Below are 20,345 nucleotides of genomic sequence, written 5' to 3' on the forward strand. Positions count from 1 at the left end.
GAAACTGGAACGTATCCCGTTTCTAAACCCTACGCGTCGGCTTCAAAATCAGATGGATCAAACCGGTAGGTGGAGCTGCAGAACTCGCAGGTCACCACGATCTCGCCATTCTCGATCATCTCGCGGCGCTCGTCGTCGCCGAACTGACGCACGATGCCCTCGACCCGCTCGCGCGAGCACGAGCAGATTTCCTCGACCGCAACCGGGTCGAAGACCCGCACGTCGCGCTCGTGGAAGAGGCGCAGCAACAGCCGGGGCGGCGCCACGTCCGGATCGATGAGCTCGACGTCTTCCAGTGTGCCGACCCGCGCCAGCGCCTCCACCCAGGCATCGTCGTCATCGACCGGCATGGCGGCCGATGCGGCGGGGGCGTCGCCGGGGTCGAGATCGCGGTGTCGGATGCGGTCCTCCGATTCCGGCAGGAACTGCACGAGCACGCCGCCGGCGCGCCAGCTCTGGCGGGGGGCCTCGCCCTCCTGCCGGTCGAACACCTCGGCAACAGCGAGACGCACCGTCGTCGGGATCTGCTCGGACTGCTCGAAATAGGCGTGGGCGACCTCTTCCAGGCTGTCGCCGTCGAGCGGCACCACGCCCTGGTAGCGGCGCATGTGGCCGCCCGGATCGATGGTCAGCGCCAGGTGACCCGTTCCGACCAGGTCGCGGAAGCCGAGCGTGCCCGCCTCGGCGCGCGCAGCGATGGCGGCTTCGTCGAACCGCGCATAGGCCCGCACCCGCTCCGGTGAGCGAAAGTCGACGACGAGAAGGTTGATCGGCCCGTCGCTCTGGATCTGGGTGATGAAGCGGCCTTCGAACTTCAGCGCACTGCCGAGAAGAACGGTGAGCACCAGCGCCTCGCCGAGCAGGCGCGCGACAGTGTCCGGATAGCCGTGGCGGGACAGAACCGTGTCCACCACAGGCCCCAGATGAGCCACGCGCCCGCGCACGTCGAGCGCATTCACCGAAAAGGGCAGGACGAGATCGTCCGACGGAAGCCTCAGGGCATCCGCTCCGACTTCGCTCATTCCGCCGCTGCTTGCTCCGCCAAACACCATGCCAGAATTCCTTTCTGCGCATGTAGGCGATTTTCCGCCTCGTCAAAGACCACCGACTGCGGTCCGTCGATCACGCTTTCCGTGACCTCCTCGCCGCGGTGGGCCGGCAGGCAGTGCATGAAGATCGCCTCGGGCGCGGCCGCGGCCATCAGCCGGTCGTTGACCTGGTACGGCTTCAGCAGGTTGTGCCGGCGCTCGCGTTCGCGGTCACCCATGGACATCCAGGTGTCGGTGACCACGCAGTCGACGCCGTCGACCGCCTCGAACGGATCTTCCGTCCACACCACGTTGGCCCCGGCCGCACGCGCCTTCTCGACGTTGCTGTCGCTGGGCGCGAGCTGCTTGGGCGTCGCGATGCGCAGCTCGAAGGCGAAGCGCTCCGCCGCCTGGACCCAGGACGCCAGCACGTTGTTGGCGTCGCCCGTCCACGCCACCTTGCGGCCCTTGATGGGGCCGCGATGCTCCTCGAAGGTCAGCACGTCCGCCATGATCTGGCAGGGATGCGACACCTTGGTGAGCCCGTTGATCACCGGAACGGTGGCGAACTCGGCGAACTCGATCAGCGCGTCGTGATCGAGAATCCGGATCATCACCGCGTCCACGTAGCGCGACAGCACCCGCGCCGTGTCGGCGATGGTCTCGCCGCGGCCGAGCTGCATTTCCGCACCCGTCAGCATCAGCGTTTCGCCGCCCAGCTCGCGCATGCCCACGTCGAAGGAGACGCGAGTCCGGGTCGAGGGACGCTCGAACACCATCGCCAGCACGCGGCCGGCCAGCGGACCATGGCCCCGGCGCGCGCCATCGCGGGTCTCCTTGAGTACCCGGCTGTGGTCAATGATGCCCCGCAACACGTCCGTGGACAGGACGTCGAGGTCGAGAAAGTGCCTGATCGTAGTCGTCGTTGTCATGCCGTTCCCCCGGCCTGGGCCACGCTCGCCTGCTCCAGCGCCGTCGCGGCGCGGTCGAGACGGCCAACGGCCTCGTCAATCTCGTCCGCCGTCACCACCAGGGGCGGCAACAGGCGGACCACGTTGTCTCCGGCGCCGATGGTAATGAGGCCTTCCTCGCGCGTGGCGAGGACCACATCCTGAGGCGCCACGCGGCATTTGAGGCCCTGCATCAGGCCTTCGCCACGCACGGTGTCGAAGATGGCCGGATGCGCGTCGACCACGGCCGCGAGCTTCTGCTTCAGCACGATGCCCTGCTCGGACACCTTGTCCAGGAACCCGGGCGCCAGCACCACGTCGAGCACGGCATTGCCAACCGCGCAGGCGAGCGCATTGCCGCCATAGGTGGACCCGTGCGTGCCGGCCACCATCGCGTCGCCCACCTCGGCCGTGGCGAGGCAGGCGCCCAGCGGGAAGCCGCCGCCGATGCCCTTGGCGATCGCCATCACGTCCGGCGTGATCCCCGACCATTCGTGGGCGAACAGCTTGCCCGTGCGCCCGACGCCGGTCTGCACCTCGTCAAGCACGAGCAGCGTGCCCGTCTCGTCGCAGAGATCCCTCAGCTTGCGCAGGAACTCGTTGGCGAACGGACGGATGCCGCCCTCGCCCTGCACCGGCTCGATCAGGACCGCCGCCGTCTGCGGACCGACCACCGCCTTGACCGCCTCGAAATCGCCGAACGGCACCTGGTCGAAGCCTTCCAGCGCCGGGCCGAAGCCTTCCAGATACTTGGCGTTGCCGCCGGCGGCGATCGCCGCGATGGTGCGGCCGTGGAAGGCCCCGTCAAAGGTCACGATCCGGTAGCGATCCGGCTCGCCGTTGGCGAAATGGTAGCGGCGCGCGGTCTTGATCGCCGCCTCAACGGCTTCCGTGCCCGAATTGGTCACGAAGACGCGGTCGGAGAACGTCGCCGCGCACAGCCGCTCGGCGAACCGCTCCTGCTCGGGAATGCGGAAGACATTGGACGTGTGCCAGACCTTGCCGGCCATCTCGGTCAGCGTTTCCACCATGTGGGGATGGGCGTGACCGAGCGCGGTCACCGCGATCCCGGAGCCGAAATCGAGATATCGTCGGCCGTCGGACCCGTTCAGCCAGGCACCCTCGCCGCTCTCGAACGAGAGATCAGCGCGCGCATAGGTCTTGTACAGGGCCGACGTTGCCATGGGTTCTCTCAAGTTTAGGCGCCTAAGGGCATGTTGGGGCACCCGAAAAACAAATCGTGCCGCCAGGTGGCGGCACGATCGAAAGCTTTCTATATTCTGGGAACCCCGCCTTCTGTCAATCTCCGAGCCGGTTTTCAGGCCTTTTCCGGCGCCCCAAATGCGTTGGGGAAAACTGATTCGGTCCACAGCGCTTCGGCGCCCGGAATCTTGTCATCGATTCCCGCGATGTTGTAGTCTTCATCCCGTCGAGGCACGAGATATCGTGCATGGCCCCATCCAGAACCCTATATGCGCACCTGCGTGGGCTGGTCCCGCAGCGCTGACGGATTCTGCGAGCCGCAGACGGAGGTCCCGAATGGGCGACGAAACACCGATGTCCTGGACTGAGGAGCGCGTGGCGCTGCTGGAGAAGCTCTGGGCGGAAGGCCTCAGTGCCAGCCAGATCGCCGGCCAGCTGGGCGGGATCACCCGCAATGCCGTCATCGGCAAGATCCATCGTCTCGGCCTGTCGGGCCGTGCCAAGGCGCCCAGCGCATCGCGGCCGCGCAAGCCGCGCCCGGCTTCCAAGCCGAGCACCGGCCGCACCACCCATACCGGCAGCGGCGGTGGGGGCGGCGGCGGCGCATCGGTGGCGCGCCAGACCCGCGTCGTCGGCAACACGGCGCTTAAGGTCGTCGCGGAGCAGGTCATCGAGGCGGAGGTCGTGCCGGCCGCCGCGGCCGAAGTCGTGCCGTTCGGCGAGCGCAAGACGCTCATGGAGCTCAACGAGCACACCTGCCGCTGGCCCATGGGCGACCCCGGCTCGTCCGACTTCGCCTTCTGCGGCCGCGACTCCACGCCCGGTCAGCCCTATTGCGCGGCCCATTCGCGCGTCGCCTATCAACCTGCGCCCGACCGCCGGAAGAAGTCGTCCAGCTAGGGCGCTGTCCGCCGGCACCCCTCACCAGCCGCATCATCGATCCCGGGGCATCCGCTCCGGGATTTTTTGTTGTCTAGGTTGCCGTTCGCGGACATCTCCGGCAATTCCGCTTTTCCCTCCGGCACATGACAGTTACCGTTGGGCATCCATCTCGTGGGGGCGAGTAGTCGCTGCGGTCCATCGCCCGCAGATGATCGGAGGTTGGAGCTGGGGGGCTCCATTCGATGACAAGCAGTCATTCCAACGGCTCAGCAAGCCGTCTCGCTTTATGCGTCTCCGTGGTTGTTGGCGCCGTCCTGCTTTTCACGGGGTTTGGTCTGGCAGACGCCCGGGCAGACTGCACCACGTCCGGCACAACGGCCACCTGTACGGGCGACCCGGGGGCCATTTCCTACGACCAGGACGACGGCATCGACACGGTGGTGGTCGAAACCCTGACCAGCGACATCGACACCGGCGGAAGCAACATTTCCCTTGTCGAGCAGGGCTTCGTCGGCAGTGACGACGGCGACGCCGGATCGGACGGGTCGGACGCCACGATCACCTTCACCGGCACGAACGGGGACGCCTCCTACGGCGTCTCGGGTGCCACCGCCAACAGCATCTACATCGCCACGGCCGGAGGGGACGGCGCCGCCGGAGAGTCGGTCGACACGACCGCAGATGCCGGCGCCACCGGCGGCAAGGGCGGCGCCGGAGGGACTGCTGGAACGGCAACGCTGACGATGACCGGCGGGTTTATTTCGCAGACGGAAGGCGTAACCGGACTGTATGCCATCAGCGAGGGTGGTGACGGCGCCGCGGGCGGCGAGGCCACGTTCGGCAACTACTACAACAGAACCGCGGGACCCAGTGCCTCTGGCGGCGATGGCGGCGCCGGCGGAGCAGCCGGTGCGGTCAAGGTCACGCTCACCGGCCTGTCCAACTCCAGTGCCGATGCTGGCATCGACGTTTCAGGCGTTGAATACGGTATTCAATTGCAGAGCCTGGGCGGGGCGGGTGGCGCGGGCGGAGAAGCACGCTGCGACAACAAGGATTCCACCGGCTGCAATGCCTATTCGGGAAACGGCGGCGCCGGCGGTACGGCTGGCGACGCCGGCCTCACGATCAGCGATACCGATGTCAGCATCAGTGATTTTTCCGCCATCGGCATCGAGATCGCAAGCGCCGGTGGTGCAGGCGCCAAGGCCGGTCTCGGCAAGGGTGAATGGTCGGTCTACCTGATCAACAACCTTGCCGATTCCGGCAAGGGAGGGGCCGGCGGCGCCGGCGGAAATGTCAGCCTGACCCTGGACGGCGCCACGGCCAGCGTGATTGACACTTCGTCCTCGGCCACCTACGGCGTCGCGATCATGAGCACGGGTGGCGCTGGCGGCGACAGCAACGACGTCGAGCTCAAGGACTGCACAGGTTTCTGCGATGCCGGTTACGGTGCTGCCGGCGCCGGCGGTGACGGCGGAGCGGGTTCGCTGATCTTGCAGAACAGCTCCAGCCTGACGGTCGAAACCAGTGCCGAAGCGTCCGTTGCCTTCGCCATGACCTCGACCGGCGGCGACGGCGGCACCTATGGCTCCTATTCTCACAGCAACACCGAGGGCGGTGGCGGCGACAACGATCAGGCCGCTGACGGCGGGGATGGCGGGGCGGGCGGCGCTGTCTCGATCACCGTGGACACCGGTTCGACGCTTGCCGTCACCACCAGCGCCAGCGGCGGTTCCATGGGCGCGCTCACCCTGTCGAGCACCGGCGGCGCCGGCGGCAAAGGGGGCGATGGCGACGACCTGTCCGGCGACGGCGATGGCGGCAGCGGCGGCGACGGGGGCAAGATCTCCGGAACGGTCGCCTCCGTCAGCGCGACAACCAGCGGGGCGGACGCCTTCGGCATCCTGCTGCAGAGCATCGGCGGGGCGGGCGCCACCGGCAAGGGAAGCGATGGCACCGGCGGCGATGGCGGCATCATCGATCTGGCCTTCGACACGGTCACGATCACGACCGCCGGATCTGGCTCGCACGGCCTCTACGCGCTCAGCCAATCGGCGGCCGGCGGCGACAGCTCGAGCGGGGGCGACGACGGTACGGCGGGTAACGTCTCGCTCACCGTCAGCGGCGGCACCATCGAGACCAGCGGCGCGGGCGCACACGGTATCGTCGCGATCAGCCAGGCGCAGAGCGGCGGCAGCGGCACTGCCGGCAATTCCGGCGACGTTACCGTCACCACCGGTGCTTCGATCACCGCGTCGGGCTCGGACGCCTACGGCATCTACATGGAAAGCACCAGCAGCGCCACCAACGGCACTCTGTCGCTGACCGTCGACAGCAGTGGCTCCGTGACCGCCGATACGGATGCGACGGCGGCCGTGGCCTTCGCCAATGGCAGCACGACCGGCAACACCATCATCAACAACGGCACCATCACCACTGGCGACGTCACCGACAGCACGCTCTACGCCGTTTCCGCGACGGGCGGCCTCGTCAGCATCACCAATGCCGGCACGTTCGGTGGTTCTCTCACCACGGACGCCAGCTACGCCAACAACTTCACCAACACAGGCACCGTCGCGATGGGCGCGGCGTTCGACGTGGGAGCGAGCGGCACCTTCACCAATTCCGGAACCATGTCGCCGGGCGGCGTAGGGACTGTCCTGACAACCTCCCTCACCGGTGTCGTGACCCAGAGCAGCGACGGCCTTTATGTCGTCGACATCAGCACCGACGGAACCGACCTGATCCGGTTCCAGACGGCCGGGACGGTTCTGGCCGGCTCGGTGCAGGGCAACGCGGTATCCCTGAGCTCCGCCAACGGCACCGCGCTCGTCGGCCTGGCCGACAACGGCACGATCGATGCGTCAGCGCTGACGGTCACGAATACGTCGACGGCGAGCTACACCCTCGACACCACCAGCGATGTCGAGCTGCTGCTCAGCTACAACATAAATTTGACCGACAGCGACGCCCTTGCCTCGGCGAATGCCAACCAGAGCGCGCTTGCCGGCCATCTGCAGGACGTCATCGAGAACGAGGGCGAGATTGCCGGCGCGCTTGCCGGTCTCGTCAACATCGTCGAGGCAGGTGACTATGTCGCTGCTCTCGACAGCCTTGTCCCCGAGGTCCACACCCACACACAGTCAGCCACCCTCTTCTCGTCCATGCGTCTGTCGGACGCCCTTCTCAGCTGCGCGGCGCGGGAGGGCGCCTACCGCTTCGTCCAGCAGGACAGCTGCGGCTGGATGCGCATCGGCGCGGCGCACCTGGACCGTTCCGAGAGCGCGGCCAACAACGGCTACGACCAGTCCAGCTATGTCTTCGCAGGCGGTGGCCAGCTCACCGTGAACGAGGTCTGGTCGTTCGGCACGGCGGTGTCCTACGAGACCCAGACCCTGGACGTGACCAATCTGGCGACCAGTGACGGCTATTTCACCCAGGCCGGTCTCGTCGCCAAGCGGCGGTTCGGCGACACGATGCTGTCGGCCTCGCTGTCGGGCGGCATCGGCAATCACGACGTGACGCGGCGGGTCTACACCGGCACTACCCTCGAGAGCAGCCAGTCGTTGTCGACGGTCTCCGGCCAGATATCCGCCTCCCACGCGTTCGCCCGGGACTCCTGGTACATCAAACCGCGCATCGACCTCGCCTTCGATCAGGTGATGACGGATGGCTTCACCGAAACCGGAGCCAGCGGTGCGGAAATCACCGTGGGCAGCCAGTCGGAGACCTACTTCAACATCCAGCCGGCGGTGGAGATCGGTGGCGAATTCGCGCTTGCGGGCGGAACGCTACTGCGTCCAAGCCTGACGGTGGGGCTGACCCAGTTCCTCGGCGATGCCAACCCGTCGCTGACCGCCAGCTTTGTCGGAACGCCTGCCGGCGTTGCTCCGTTCACGGTGACAAGCGACTTCGACGAGACCTACCTCGATCTCGGCGCTGGTCTCGACATTCTCTCACGCACGTCCATCGTGGGTTCGATCAAGGCGTTCGGCCAGTTTTCCGACAACACCCAGAGCTACGGCGGCAGCGCCAAGCTCGCGATCGCTTTCTAACACGACGGGGGCGGCTGACCGCCTCCCGCAGACGCCCCGGCGCCAGACTGACGGTCAGAGGGACCGCATCGCGCGCCCGTCAGCCGGTCGCACCTCGAAGAGGAGCAGACCGGACACAGACAGGTGCCCGCGCTACTTCACCAGGTCGGCGAACTGGTCGTTGAAAGCATAGCCGGCGCCACGGACGGTGCGGATCGGATCGCGCGCCTTGCCGCGGTTGATCGCCTTGCGCAGCCGTCCGATGTGGACGTCCACGGTGCGCTCGTCGACATAGACGTCGTGACCCCAGACCCCGTCGAGCAGCTGCTCGCGCGAGAACACCCGGCCCGGCGACTGCATCAGGAATTCCAGCAGCCTGAACTCGGTCGGGCCGAGATGGATCTCACGGCCCATGCGACGCACCCGATGGGTGGTGCGGTCGAGCTCGATGTCGCCCGCCGTCAGCATGGAGGACACCACCGCCGGCTTGGAGCGGCGCAGGATCGCGCCGATGCGCGCCATAAGCTCCGGCACCGAGAACGGCTTGACCACGTAGTCGTCGGCGCCGGTGGACAGGCCGCGGATCCGCTCCGTTTCCTCGCCACGCGCGGTCAGCATGATGATCGGCAACTTTTCCGTCTGGGGCCAGTTGCGCACGCGCCGGCAGAGCTCGATGCCAGACAGGCCCGGCAGCATCCAGTCGAGCACCAGCAGGTCGGGAACGCTCTCGCGCAACCGGATCTCCGCTTCGTCGCCGCGCATGCAGACGTCGACGTCATAGCCCTCAGCTTCGAGATTGTAGCGCAGCAGCAGCGTCAGAGGCTCTTCGTCCTCGACAATCAAGACCTTCGGCATACTGAGGGCGTCTCCCTACCTCACTCGTCCGTATTGTAGCTGGCCGGGATGTAGCTCGACTCGTCGTGCTTCGGCCGATCTTCCTCGAGCTGCTCGCCCGTGATCATGAAGTGGATGTTTTCGGCGATGTTCGTGGCGTGATCGCCGATCCGCTCGATGTTCTTGGCGCAGAACAGGAGATGCGTGCACACGGTGATGTTGCGCGGATCTTCCATCATGTAGGTCAGAAGCTCGCGGAACAGCGAGGTGTACATCGCGTCGATTTCGTCGTCGCGGTTGCGCACCGCCCGCGCCGCCTCGAGATCCTGGGCCGTGTAGGCGTCCAGAACCGCCTTGAGCTGCTCCAGCGTGATCTCGGAAATGTGCTCCACGCCGAAGGCGAGGCGCTTGGTGTGGAACTGGTCCTGGATGGCGATGACGCGCTTGGCGATGTTCTTGGCGAGATCGCCAACGCGTTCCAGGTCGGCGGAGACCCGAAGCGCGGCGATGATCTCGCGCAGATCCTTCGCCACCGGCTGGCGGCGGGCGATGACGCTGATCGCCCGCTCCTCGATCTGGCGCTGCATCTCGTCGAGCTTGTGATCGCGGAAGATGACGTCCTGCGCCTTGGCGATGTCGAACTTCGCCAGCGCGGTCACGGCATCCGAGACCAGCCCCTCGGCGAGCCCACCCATCTCGGCAATGCGGCCGACGAGATCACGCAGCTCGTCGTCGTACGCCCCGGTGATGTGCTCGCTGACCATTTCGTCCCGCCTTCCTGCCGGTCCGCCCGGCCGATCAGCCGAAGCGGCCGGTGATGTAGTCCTGGGTCCGCTTCTCCTTCGGGCTGGTGAAGAGGACGTTGGTCGGCCCCTCCTCGACCAGGATGCCGAGATGGAAGAAAGCGGTGCGCTGCGAGACGCGCGCGGCCTGCTGCATGGAGTGGGTGACGATGACGATCGTGTAGTTCTCGCGCAGCTCGTCGATCAGTTCCTCGACCTTGGCGGTCGCGATCGGGTCGAGGGCCGAGCACGGCTCGTCCATCAGGATGACTTCCGGGCTCACCGCAACCGCGCGTGCGATGCATAGACGCTGCTGCTGGCCGCCAGACAGGCCCGTACCGGGCTCATGCAGGCGATCCTTCACCTCGTTCCACAGGCCCGCCTTCTGCAGACTTTCCTCGACGATCACGTCGAACTCCGCCTTGGTCTTGGCGAGGCCGTGAATCTTAGGACCGTAGGCGATGTTGTCCCAGATCGACTTCGGGAACGGGTTCGGCTTCTGGAACACCATGCCGACGCGCGCCCGCAGCTCGACCACGTCGAGGCGCGGATCGTAGATGTTCGCATCGGACACCAGCATCTCGCCGGTGACGCGGCAGATGTCGATGGTGTCGTTCATGCGGTTGAAGCAGCGCAGGAAGGTCGACTTGCCGCAACCCGACGGTCCGATGAAGGCGGTCACCGCCCGCTCCGGAATGTCGATCGACACGTCGAACAGGGCCTGCTTCTCGCCATAGAAGACGGACACGTCGCTGGCTTTGATCTTGATCGGGCGCGGCTCCGGATCGGGAGTCCGCACGGTCTCGAAGGCCTTGTCGTTGGCTGCCACTGCCACTGCACTCATTTGTCGTCTCCCGTCTTTAGCAAGGCTGGTCCACGCATGGACACCATCCTCGGCCCTATTACCAGCGTCGCTCAAGTCGGCTGCGCAAGAAGATTGCAATCATGTTCATGGTGATCAGGAAGCCGAGCAGCACCAGGATTGCCGCCGACGTCCGTGCCACGAAGCCGCGCTCGGGGCTGTCCGCCCAGATGAAGATCTGGGTCGGCAGGGCCGTGGCCGGCTCCATGATGCCGCCGGGAGGGCTCGTGATGAAGGCGTTCATGCCGATCAGCAGCAGCGGTGCCGTCTCGCCCAGCGCCTGGGCGAGACCCAGGATCGTGCCGGTCAGGATGCCCGGCAGGGCCAGCGGCAGCACGTGCTGGGTGATCACCTGATGCTTCGACGCCCCCATTCCCAGAGCGCCCTCGCGGATCGACGGAGGAACCGCTTTGAGAGACGCCCGCGTCACGATGATCATCGTCGGCAGCGTCATCAGCGAGAGCACCATGCCGCCGACCAGAGGGGCCGACCGCGGTAGCCCGAAGAAGTTGAGGAAGACCGCCAGACCGAGCAGACCGAACACCACCGACGGGACCGCCGCCAGGTTGTTGATGTTCACCTCGATGATGTCAGTCAGCCGGTTCTTCGGCGCGAACTCTTCCAGATACACGGCCGCGGCGATGCCGACCGGGAAGCTGATCAGGAAGCAGACCAGCAGGGCGTAGAACGATCCGACGATGGCGCCGGCTAGGCCTGCCAGCTCGGGGAACCGGCTGTCGGCATTGAAGAACAGGCCCCAGTTGAACGGCGTGGAGACCAGTCCGCGCTGCTCCATCTGGTCGAACAGCTCGACCTGAACGTTCGACACCCGGCGCCGGTCTTCCGGCGTTTCGGCCGAAATGACGCCCTTGTTCAGCTGATCGATCGGATCGGCCATCGGGATGTGGAAGGTCGTGGTCTGCCCCACCAGGGACGGGTTGGACACGACCCTGTCGCGGACGATGAACTGCGCATTGCGCGTCAGCATCTGCTCCAGTTGCCGGAACTCGCTGTCGCCGACATCCGGGAACTCCGCATGGAGCGCCTGCCGGATGAGGTCGCGATAGTCGCCCTTCGACGGGTCGTCCCGACTGACTTCCTCGGACGACACATTCACCGGCAGCGCGATTTCCGTCTGCACGAAGGCCTGGTAGCCGGTCGAGACCAGCGACACGATCAGGATGCCGAGCAGTCCGATCGCGATCGTGATCGCCGTGATGCCGAAGATCTGCAGGCGCCGGTCGGCGCCGTGCCGCTTCTTCCGGCGGGCGATGGCCGCCTCGCTGTGCCAGAAGCTGTCTGTGCTCGTGGGGGCTGTCGTGCTCATCTAGTCATACTTCTCGCGGTATTTCTGGACGATCCGGATCGCCAGAACGTTGAGGCACAGCGTGATGATGAAGAGGACCAGGCCAAGGGCGAACGCGGCCAGCGTCTTGGGACTGTCGAAGGACGTGTCGCCAATCAGCAGCGTGACGATCTGAACGGTCACCGTGGTCACGCTGTCGACCGGGTTGAAGGTCAGGTTCGCGATCAGGCCGGCGGCCATGACCACGATCATCGTCTCGCCGATCGCGCGGCTGAGCGCCAGCAGGATGCCGCCCATGATACCGGGCAGCGCCGCCGGCAGCAGCACGTTGAGCATGGTCTCGCTACGGGTCGAGCCCATGGCCAGCGAGCCATCGCGCATCGCCCGCGGCACCGCATTGAGGGCATCGTCGGACAGGGACGAGATGAACGGGATGATCATGATGCCCATCACGCCGCCGGCGGCGAGCGCACTGTTGGGCGACACGGCAAGCCCGAGCACCGACCCGAAGTCACGCACGGCCGGCGCCACGATGAGCACCGCGAAGAAGCCGTAGACGACGGTGGGCACGCCGGCCAGGATCTCCATGATCGGCTTGACCGTGGAGCGGACCCGGTCGGAGGCGTACTCGACAAGGTAGATGGCGGTCAGCAGGCCGATGGGCGTTGCCACCAGCATCGCGATGAAGGCGATCAGCAGCGTACCGGTGAAGACCGGGATCGCGCCGAAGGCGCCGGCGGCGGCCACCTGGTCCTCGCGGATCGGGATCTGCGGTTCCCAATTCAGACCGAACAGGAACTCGCTCACCGGCACCATCTGGAAGAACGCCCAGGCCTCGAAGAGCAGCGAGCCGATGATGCCCAGCGTGGTCAGGATGGCGAGTGTGGCGCAGAAGATCATCAGACCCGAAACGATGCGCTCGACATTGTTGCGTGCGCGGAAGCGGGGGGACAGCTGGGCCCGCGTGATCATCAGGACTACGATGGTCAGCGCCAGGATGACCACCAGCATCGCCCAGCGCGCGATCGCCTCCCAGCGGATCAGGCGCTCGGCCGCAGCCTTGATCTCGGGCGAGGGCTCGCCGAAGACGCGGCCGGTCGTGACGTTATGAATTTCCTGGAGGTAGAGGTTCAGCTGCGACGCCGAAGCGCCCTCCGTCATCTGCTCGGGCAGGCTGGACAGAAGCAGCTGGTCGATGGCCGTTCCCTGCAGGCCGACCCAGAGCAGCAGCAGGATCAGGGCGGGAATGCCGACCCAGACCGCCACGAATGCACCGTGGTAGGACGGCAGGGAGTGGATCTTTTCCTGCGAGTTCGTCGCGAACCTCGAGCCGGCCGAGCGGCCGACGAAGTACGCGATGAGCGACATCGCGATGATTAGGAGTAGCGCGTAGCCAAACACGAACCCGCCCCCGATTGTCCTGGTTTCGTCCCGGCGGTGGCGGAGCCACCCCCCTCGCACGCCGTCAGACTGGATGGTTTAGACACGGAAGCCGGCGGGCGCGCACGCGCACCCGCCGGATCCGTCAGTGCCGGAAGGATTAGCCCTTCGGAGCCTGCATGGTCGTGCCGTCCACGGCTTCCTTCGAGGTCTGCTCGCGCTTCTCGTCGGAAAGCGGGGTCAGGCCACGCTCCTTGAGGTAGCCGTCAGCACCGAGGGCGTCCTCGGAGACGTACTCCTCAACGAACGCCTGCAGGCCCGGGATGGCGTTGCGGTGGGCGTTCTTGATGTAGAAGTAGAGCGGGCGGGCGATGTCGTACTCGCCGGACGCGATCGTGTCGAAGGACGGCGTGACGCCGTTCACGGACGCGGCCTTCAGCTTGTCTTCGTTCTCGAAGAGGAAGGAGTAGCCGAAGATACCGAGGGCGTTCGGATCAGCTTCGATGCGCTGAACGATCAGGTTGTCGTTCTCGCCGGCTTCGATGAACGGGCCGTCGGTGCGCATGCGCGAGCAGACCTGCTCCCACTTGTCCTCGTCGGCGTCTTCCATCTCGGCCATCATCGGATACTCGTTGCAGCCGTCGTGCATGGCGAGCTCGACGAAAGCGTCACGGGTACCGGACGTCGGCGGGGGGCCGAAGACGGTGATGGCGACATCCGGAAGCTCCGGATTGATCTCGGACCACTTCTTGTAAGGATTGGCCTTCAGCTCGCCGTCCACCGGAACCTCGGCGGCAAGCGCGGTGAAGAGATCCTTCTCCGTCAGCTGCCAGTCGGCGTCGGACTCGCGCGACACGGCGATCGAGAGACCGTCATAGCCCAGCAGAACCTCGGTGACGTTGTCGACACCGTTGGTCTGGCACAGCTCGTACTCGGACGCCTTCATGGCGCGCGACGCGCCCGTGACGTCCGGATGATCGGCGCCAACGCCGGCGCAGAAGATCTGCATGCCGCCGCCCGTACCGGTCGATTCCACGACGGGAGCCGGGAATTCGGTCGAGTTGGCGAACTGCTCCGACACCGCCTGGGTGTACGGAAAGACGGTGGACGAGCCGACGATGCGGATCTGGTCACGCGCCTCGGCAGCGCCAGCGAAAAGGATGCCGGCCGACGCGAGCGCGACGGCGCCGGTAAGAATCTTCGTGTTCACCTGGGTCTCTCCCTAGGTTGGGGACGTGGTGTGAGTGGCGCCCTCGGTTGAGGAAAGAGGCTTCGGAAACCGCGCCAGACACCGACGACAACTAGCCGTCGGTGGCCACCGTTCTATGAAAGGGCAGTGATCCTTTTATGACAGTTTAACTGTCTGATTTTTCACTGCTATTTCAGAGACCTCGTCCGGCAGGTCGGGCGCCGGCTCCAGCTCCAGCCGAATGGTGAACGTGGCGCCCCGTCCGGGCTGGCTGTGGATGGAAAGCCGGCCGCGGTGCCGGGTCAGGATATGCTTGACGATGGCAAGTCCCAGCCCGGTTCCCTTGTTGGCCCGGCTGGTCGCCACGTCGACCCGGTAGAAGCGCTCCGTCAGCCGGGGCAGATGCTCCGGCGGAATACCCGGCCCCCAGTCGCGCACCGAGATCACCGCCAGGTCACCGCCGGCACGGCTTTCGCGCTCGGCGAACACCGCCACGCGCTCGCCGGTCGCGCCGTACTTGATGGCGTTCTCGATCAGATTGTCGAAGACCTGCACGAGTTCGTCACGCTCTCCGCGCACCCAGAGCGGGCTCTCCGTGGCATCGAAGGTCAGCGCCATGCCGGAATCGGCGGCCACGGGCTTGAGCGAATCCACCGCCGAGCGTGCCACGGCAGCCGCATCGACCACGCCCTTCGGCCGGACATGGGCCCGCATCTCGATCTGCGACAGCGACAGGAGATCATCGATCAGCCGCCGCATCCGCTCCGCCTGATCGTGCATGATGATCAGGAAGCGCTCGCGGGCGGCATCGTCGCGCCGGGCCGGGCCCTGCAGCGTCTCGATGAAGCCCGTGAGCGAGGCCAGCGGCGTGCGCAGCTCGTGGCTGGCGTTCGCCACGAAGTCCTCGCGCATGCGTTCCAGACGGCGCTGCTCGGTGAGATCGCGCACCAGCACACAGATCAGATCGGCATAACCGGCATCGGAGGGCGTGTCCGGCGGTCCGGCCAGGGGCGCCACGAAAGCCTCGAACCAGCGTTCGGTCGGAACCTTTTCCGACCAATTGATGTGATCCGCGCGACGCTCCGCCAGCGCCTTCTCCAGCGCCTCCAGGAACACCGGCACCCTGAGCTTGAACGACAGCGGCTCGCCGATGCGGACCGCACCGAGCTGGTCGCTGGCCGCCTTGTTGGCGAAGCGGACGAGACCCTTCCGGTCGATCAGGAAGCAGGGATCGGGGAGGGCATCGATGGCGGTGCGCATGGACGGCGGCGGCGTGAGGTCGCGGTCGCGCCCGAAGCCCTTGCTCACCGCCCGCTTGCGCTTGGCAACGCGGGTCCGGCCGAGAAGGGAAGCGACCAGCACGCCGGCCGTTCCAGCCACCGCGACCAGGGCGGGCACGTCCCAACGGATGGCGCCCGCGCCCAGCACGAGCCCGGCCACGGCTGCGGGCGCAACCAGTCCCGCACAGCGCCGCACGACATTAGCCGTACCGGCCGCCGGCGCCCGCTCGTCGATCGGCTGGGCAGCCATTCGGGTCGATCCCTCCGCGGACGCACGCACACTCCGGACGCGGGTCTCGCTGTTTTCCTCGAGGACGTTTTCGTCCTCGGCCGGTATTCCGACGAGCTCCACGACGTGTTCGTCGGAAGCCGTCTGAGCGCGGCGATGATCGACTGCTTCTTTTGAATTCACATGACACCCCGTCGGGATCGGCCGCGCGCAACCGCCCCCCGATGGGCAAAACGCGTCGACGACTTCGGGTGAATGAGCGGATATCCGGACAACCTTCAAAAGATTTTCTGCCCATATCCGCTTGCGTTGCAAGCCTTTTGCGGCCGGTGGGCGGCCCCGGGCGTAGTCAGCGCTGCCGGGTGCGGCCTGGGACGCGGTGACGAAAGGGTGATTTGTGCGCGAGCAGACGCGAACCCCAGACTCTGCCCGACCCTGAGCTTGAACCGTGTGTGTCCGGGTTGCGTATCCGTCTGGATGCCGGATGATTCGCCGGCGCCGGCGACCGGGCGGTCCTTGCGGACCCGTCGGCTGCCGTTTCCTGAAACCACTACGACAGAGACCGTGTCATGTTCGTCAAGAGACGCCGGGGCTGGGAGATACCGGAGCGCGAAGCCACGCCGGAGAGCATCTATCTCTCGCGGCGCTCGCTGATGGGACTGGCCGGCGCGGGTGCCATCGCCACCGTGGCAGCGCCCTCTCCCGCCAACGCGCTCATCGGCTCGCTGTTCGGCTCGTCCGAGGGCCTGGAGCAGACACTCGATACCAGCGCCGACCCGACCTTCGACCTCTACCCGTTCAAGCGCAACGACACCTACACGCTGTCGCGGCCGCTGACGGCGGAGGCCGACGCCGGAAGCTACAACAATTTCTACGAGTTCGGCTCCCACAAGGAGATCTGGCAGGCCGCCCAGGCGCTGCCGACCCGGCCCTGGACCATCACCCTGGATGGCATGGTGGAAGAGGAGAAGACCGTCGACATCGACACCCTCATCCGCGCCATGCCGCTGGAAGAGCGCCTCTACAGGCACCGCTGCGTCGAGGCCTGGTCGATGACCGTGCCCTGGTCGGGCTTCGCCATGAAGGCCCTCGTCGATTATGCCCGCCCGCTCGGCTCGGCAAAGTACGTGACCATGCAGACCTTCATGGATCCGAAGGTGGCCAGCGGCCAGAACCAGAGCTGGTATCCCTGGCCCTATGTCGAGGGCCTGACAATCGAGGAGGCGACCAACGACCTCGCCTTCCTGGTAACCGGCGTCTACGGCAAGCCGGCGGCAAAGCAGTATGGCGCGCCGCTGCGGCTGGCGGCCCCCTGGAAATACGGCTTCAAGTCGGCGAAATCCCTGGTGAAGTTCACCTTCACCGACAAGCGGCCGGAAACCTTCTGGGAAGGCATCGCACCCAACGAGTACGGCTTCTGGGCGAACGTGAACCCCGAGGTTCCCCACCGCCGCTGGAGCCAGGCCCAGGAGCGCGTGCTCGGGACGGGCGAAACGATCCCGACCCGGATGTTCAACGGCTACGGCGAGTATGTCGCCGGCCTTTACGCCAGCATGAGCGGCGAGAAGCTCTACATGTAGGGATGGCGGCCGGGTAATCCCGCCGTCAGGCTTTCTCGGCGCCGGGCTTCGGTCCGCGGGCGAAGGACCAGAAGGTGCGCCGCGCCCGGTGCGCCTTCATCTGGCCGTCGGCGACCTGGGTGGCGAAGGGTGGCGCACCGTCCGGCGGATAGGGCAGCGAATTCTGCGCCGCGGCGATCTCCTCCGCGGTGAAATTCGGGAACGGCAGGGTCTGCGCCTCGCGCCAGCCGGCCACCGTTTCCACGGCCTTCTCCGCGTCCTCGCCGTTCAGACCCTGATCCCGGCCGAGCCGCAGGGTGCGCGTCGGCACCGCGAACGCCGTGCCCGCGCGCTCCACCACGTCCATCATGCGCAGGTAGATGTCCTCGCGGATGGCGAGGAATTCCGACCAGTCCGTCGACTGGACGTAGGCGAAGACCTCCACCTCCAGCGCGTTCTCGCCGAAACCGACGAAGCGCACCCGCGCCGGGTCCTCGGTCACCTTGGGATGCGCGATCATCAGCCGGCGCAGCTCCGCCAGGACGAAGCGAAGCTGATCCGGCGTGGTCTCGTACCGCAGCGCGAACGTCTTGTGCAGGAGGATGCGGTCGCGCTTGCCGAAATTCTCCAGGTGCATGTTGACGAAATCGGCGTTCGGCACCGACACCAGCGTCCGGTCCAGCGTGCGCACGTTGGTGGAGCGGATGCCGATGCGCTCGACCGTGCCGATCTTGTCGCCGAAGCGGCAGAAATCGCCGACGGCCAGCGGCTTGTCGGCGAACAGGATGAAGCCGGCGATGACATTTTCCAGCGTCGAGCGGGCGGCCAGCGCGACCGCCAGACCGCCGATGCCGAAGCCGGCCAGCGCTGCGCCGTAGGGGATATTCAGCGCTTCCGCCAGAAGCAGCACGTTGCCGAGCACGATGGCGAGCTTGGCAATGCCCACCAGCAGCGAGGCCAGCACGTCGCCACGCACCGTGATGACGCCGGCCCGGTCCAGCCAGGCCCGGATCTCGTCGACGATCCAGAACTCGATCGGGATCGCACCGGCGATCATCGCCACCAGCGCCACGGCGAAAACGATGCTGGCGAAGCTGTCCGGCAGGCCAAGAACGGCAAGCCCGAAATAGCTGATCAGTCCGAAGACCAGGAACCGCGCGCCCCACATGGCCATCCGCGCCGAGGAAAAGCGCGTGCCGGCCTCATCCTCGGTGCGCGACCAGACGAGGCCGGAGGCGAAGTAGGCGAACAGGCTGATAAGGGCCGTGGCCAGCAGCGCGAATACGAACACCGCCGCCATGGCGCCCCACTGCCAGAATTCGAGCGGCCCGAGCGGATCGAGAAGGCGCGGCTGCATCTCGCCGAGGAAGCTGCGGATCTGGAAGAAGACGGCCGTGTCGGGCCGGTAGAGGGGAAGCACCCGCGGCGCGGGCGGCATATCCTCGGTCGCGGTGAACAGCTGGCGGATGGAGCGCAGCGTGTCCGGCGTGAACTTCCACTTCACGCCGTCCTCGGTGTCGACGGGCGCGATGACGATGTCACCCTTCGGGTGGGTGAAGTGGATGTAGGGCGTCCGGTTTTCCGGATCGTTCGGCACTTCCTGGTAGACCACTTCGCCGAGCCGCGCGAGCACCTGCTCCAGATACTGCGCGATCAGAACCGCTTCGCGCTCACGGCCGACCGGGTTCAGTTCCGACAGGTCGAGGGTGTCGATGGCCGTGTCGAGGCCCCCGGGCCCCACCCGCATGGAATCGATGAACGCTTCCAGCGCATCGCGCGGCGTGGCCAGCTTGAACATGTGGTTCACCGGCGGCACCCGGCCGTCGGTCATCGTCAACAGGCCGGAAAGGGTGACCTCCAGCTCTGCCACGGGCGGCGCGTCGATGAACCAGTCGGACCCCTTCTTCACGAAAGCGAGGTCGAAGGTCGCGCCATCGTAGCGGGTCAGGGTGGCAACCTGCCGATCGCCCTCGTCGGGCACGAGCAGCCGCATATCGTCCAGTTGGAACCGGAACTGATCGAGCACCAGCGACAGGAGCGTCGCCTCCCGCAGCAGGTCGCGCTGGTCGACCTCGCCATTCTCGAAGGCCAGCAGCCGAACGGCGTTGTCGAGATATTCCAGCTGGCCGTTCTCCACCGCATCCGAGATGACCATGAATGCCTGCAGAACGTCGGTCGGCGTCGCCTGCGAGATATTCGTCTCCGTCTCCACGCTTTCCTGCGCGATCCGCGAGCCGGTCCACCACAGGTCGCGGCCGAAGCGCCCCATGAAGCTCTTGCCGTCTTCCGACATGACGAATGTGAATTCCCCGCGGCCCTCCGGTGAGTCCCAGGTGCCGGTCAGGCTGCGACCGTCGACCTCGCCCTCGACAATGCCGCGCAGGAGCGGATAGCGACCCGTGACCCGATCGCCGTCCTGCTGCAGGATCAGCCGGGCGCCCCCGTCGGGCCAGCGCGTGTCCCAGGTGCCGGACCAGTTCGCCTCGGCGGCGGCCACCGGAGCGATACCGCCCGGAAGAAGCAGCAGGACCAGCACGGCAAGGATCCGAACGGCCAGGCAGGCCGGATTCGCGATCGTGGCCTGGTCCTTCATGCAGCTGCTCCCGGTCTGCGCCGCATCGCCCTACGGGCGCTTTCGCGGCCGGCTCAGGCATTCTTCGGCCATCGCGCGCATCGATCACAAGGAAAAAATCGCTGCCAGGCCAACCGATAGCTGGCGGACCTGCCGGCTGGCGCAGCGCGTGCATGCCGTCGTGAAGGGGCGGCAACCGAATTGACCGGCCCGGGTCGGGGGGTGACACTTGCCGGCCGATCGCGTGCAGTTAGG

The 20,345-nt window shown here is 66.4% G+C and carries 15 protein-coding genes; 4 read left to right on the plus strand and 11 right to left on the minus strand.

Annotated features, from left to right (window positions below; genetic code table 11):
• Positions 1–29: 29 nt before the first annotated feature.
• The 3 genes from C507_RS0114805 to C507_RS0114815 are packed head-to-tail and all read right to left on the minus strand — an operon-like array spanning position 30 to position 3,162.
• Entirely contained in the window at positions 30–1,022 is a 993-nt protein-coding gene (locus C507_RS0114805) for an Hsp33 family molecular chaperone (RefSeq protein WP_210162140.1), read from the minus strand.
• Positions 1,019–1,960, minus strand: coding sequence for an ornithine carbamoyltransferase (argF, locus tag C507_RS0114810; protein WP_018700495.1), 942 nt, complete (start codon positions 1,958–1,960; stop codon positions 1,019–1,021). The genes C507_RS0114805 and argF overlap by 4 nt, the downstream gene beginning before the upstream one ends.
• Positions 1,957–3,162, minus strand: a complete 1,206-nt coding sequence (locus C507_RS0114815) for an aspartate aminotransferase family protein (protein ID WP_018700496.1) — start codon at positions 3,160–3,162, stop codon at positions 1,957–1,959. Before C507_RS0114815 ends, argF begins: the two co-directional genes overlap by 4 nt.
• A gap of 355 nt (positions 3,163–3,517) precedes the next feature.
• On the opposite strand from C507_RS0114815, the gene C507_RS0114820 reads away from it, so the two are divergent.
• Both C507_RS0114820 and C507_RS0114825 read left to right on the plus strand, forming a co-directional pair.
• Positions 3,518–4,081: a GcrA family cell cycle regulator gene (locus C507_RS0114820; RefSeq protein WP_018700497.1), complete on the plus strand. Its 564-nt coding sequence runs from the start codon at positions 3,518–3,520 to the stop codon at positions 4,079–4,081.
• Positions 4,082–4,305: 224 nt separating this feature from the next.
• Positions 4,306–8,118 carry an autotransporter outer membrane beta-barrel domain-containing protein gene (locus tag C507_RS0114825; protein WP_083923570.1) on the plus strand — a complete coding sequence of 1,271 codons (3,813 nt, stop codon included), beginning with the start codon at positions 4,306–4,308 and terminating at the stop codon, positions 8,116–8,118.
• Positions 8,119–8,250: 132 nt separating this feature from the next.
• Here C507_RS0114825 and phoB read toward each other — a convergent pair whose 3' ends face one another.
• The 7 genes from phoB to C507_RS0114860 all read right to left on the minus strand — a co-directional run bounded on the left by phoB (position 8,251) and on the right by C507_RS0114860 (position 15,980).
• Positions 8,251–8,952, minus strand: coding sequence for a phosphate regulon transcriptional regulator PhoB (phoB, locus tag C507_RS0114830; RefSeq protein WP_018700499.1), 702 nt, complete (start codon positions 8,950–8,952; stop codon positions 8,251–8,253).
• 20 nt (positions 8,953–8,972) lie between these two features.
• Positions 8,973–9,695: a phosphate signaling complex protein PhoU gene (gene phoU / locus C507_RS0114835; protein WP_018700500.1), complete on the minus strand. Its 723-nt coding sequence runs from the start codon at positions 9,693–9,695 to the stop codon at positions 8,973–8,975.
• Between the two features lie 34 nt (positions 9,696–9,729).
• Positions 9,730–10,557 (minus strand): phosphate ABC transporter ATP-binding protein PstB, encoded by an 828-nt coding sequence (gene pstB, locus C507_RS0114840; protein WP_026319124.1) that lies wholly within the window; start codon positions 10,555–10,557, stop codon positions 9,730–9,732.
• Between the two features lie 58 nt (positions 10,558–10,615).
• On the minus strand, positions 10,616–11,902 hold the full coding sequence (gene pstA, locus C507_RS0114845) for a phosphate ABC transporter permease PstA (protein WP_018700502.1): 1,287 nt from the start codon (positions 11,900–11,902) through the stop codon (positions 10,616–10,618).
• Complete coding sequence (gene pstC, locus C507_RS0114850; RefSeq protein ID WP_018700503.1) at positions 11,903–13,282, minus strand: phosphate ABC transporter permease subunit PstC; 1,380 nt, start codon at positions 13,280–13,282, stop codon at positions 11,903–11,905.
• Positions 13,283–13,421: 139 nt separating this feature from the next.
• On the minus strand, positions 13,422–14,471 hold the full coding sequence (locus C507_RS0114855) for a substrate-binding domain-containing protein (RefSeq protein ID WP_018700504.1): 1,050 nt from the start codon (positions 14,469–14,471) through the stop codon (positions 13,422–13,424).
• A 135-nt stretch (positions 14,472–14,606) separates the two neighbouring features.
• A complete protein-coding gene (locus tag C507_RS0114860) occupies positions 14,607–15,980 on the minus strand; it encodes an ATP-binding protein (protein ID WP_156829316.1) in 1,374 nt (457 codons plus the stop codon).
• Between the two features lie 548 nt (positions 15,981–16,528).
• Here C507_RS0114860 and msrP point away from each other — a divergent pair.
• Positions 16,529–17,539 (plus strand): protein-methionine-sulfoxide reductase catalytic subunit MsrP, encoded by a 1,011-nt coding sequence (gene msrP, locus C507_RS0114865; protein WP_018700506.1) that lies wholly within the window; start codon positions 16,529–16,531, stop codon positions 17,537–17,539.
• Between the two features lie 25 nt (positions 17,540–17,564).
• Here the strand turns inward: msrP and C507_RS22490 are convergent, their stop codons facing one another.
• Complete coding sequence (locus C507_RS22490) at positions 17,565–20,111, minus strand: mechanosensitive ion channel family protein (protein ID WP_051089783.1); 2,547 nt, start codon at positions 20,109–20,111, stop codon at positions 17,565–17,567.
• Here C507_RS22490 and C507_RS0114875 point away from each other — a divergent pair.
• The gene (locus tag C507_RS0114875; protein ID WP_018700507.1) at positions 20,095–20,295 is read left to right on the plus strand and encodes a hypothetical protein; all 201 of its coding nucleotides are present in this window, start codon (positions 20,095–20,097) and stop codon (positions 20,293–20,295) included. The two genes, C507_RS22490 and C507_RS0114875, sit on opposite strands and share 17 nt — an antisense overlap.
• Positions 20,296–20,345: the final 50 nt, after the last annotated feature.

Origin of the sequence: Amorphus coralli DSM 19760 (assembly GCF_000374525.1) — a bacterium.
GTDB classification, from domain to species: domain Bacteria; phylum Pseudomonadota; class Alphaproteobacteria; order Rhizobiales; family Amorphaceae; genus Amorphus; species Amorphus coralli.

Coding starts and splice junctions, on each gene's coding strand:
- argF (WP_018700495.1), bottom strand. CDS start 1,960: ATGACAACGACGACTACGATCAGGCACTTTCTCGACCTCGACGTCCTG.
- C507_RS0114805 (WP_210162140.1), bottom strand. CDS start 1,022: ATGAGCGAAGTCGGAGCGGATGCCCTGAGGCTTCCGTCGGACGATCTC.
- C507_RS22490 (WP_051089783.1), bottom strand. CDS start 20,111: ATGAAGGACCAGGCCACGATCGCGAATCCGGCCTGCCTGGCCGTTCGG.
- phoB (WP_018700499.1), bottom strand. CDS start 8,952: ATGCCGAAGGTCTTGATTGTCGAGGACGAAGAGCCTCTGACGCTGCTG.
- pstB (WP_026319124.1), bottom strand. CDS start 10,557: ATGAGTGCAGTGGCAGTGGCAGCCAACGACAAGGCCTTCGAGACCGTG.
- pstA (WP_018700502.1), bottom strand. CDS start 11,902: ATGAGCACGACAGCCCCCACGAGCACAGACAGCTTCTGGCACAGCGAG.
- C507_RS0114815 (WP_018700496.1), bottom strand. CDS start 3,162: ATGGCAACGTCGGCCCTGTACAAGACCTATGCGCGCGCTGATCTCTCG.
- C507_RS0114825 (WP_083923570.1), top strand. CDS start 4,306: ATGACAAGCAGTCATTCCAACGGCTCAGCAAGCCGTCTCGCTTTATGC.
- msrP (WP_018700506.1), top strand. CDS start 16,529: ATGTTCGTCAAGAGACGCCGGGGCTGGGAGATACCGGAGCGCGAAGCC.
- C507_RS0114860 (WP_156829316.1), bottom strand. CDS start 15,980: ATGGCTGCCCAGCCGATCGACGAGCGGGCGCCGGCGGCCGGTACGGCT.
- phoU (WP_018700500.1), bottom strand. CDS start 9,695: ATGGTCAGCGAGCACATCACCGGGGCGTACGACGACGAGCTGCGTGAT.
- C507_RS0114820 (WP_018700497.1), top strand. CDS start 3,518: ATGGGCGACGAAACACCGATGTCCTGGACTGAGGAGCGCGTGGCGCTG.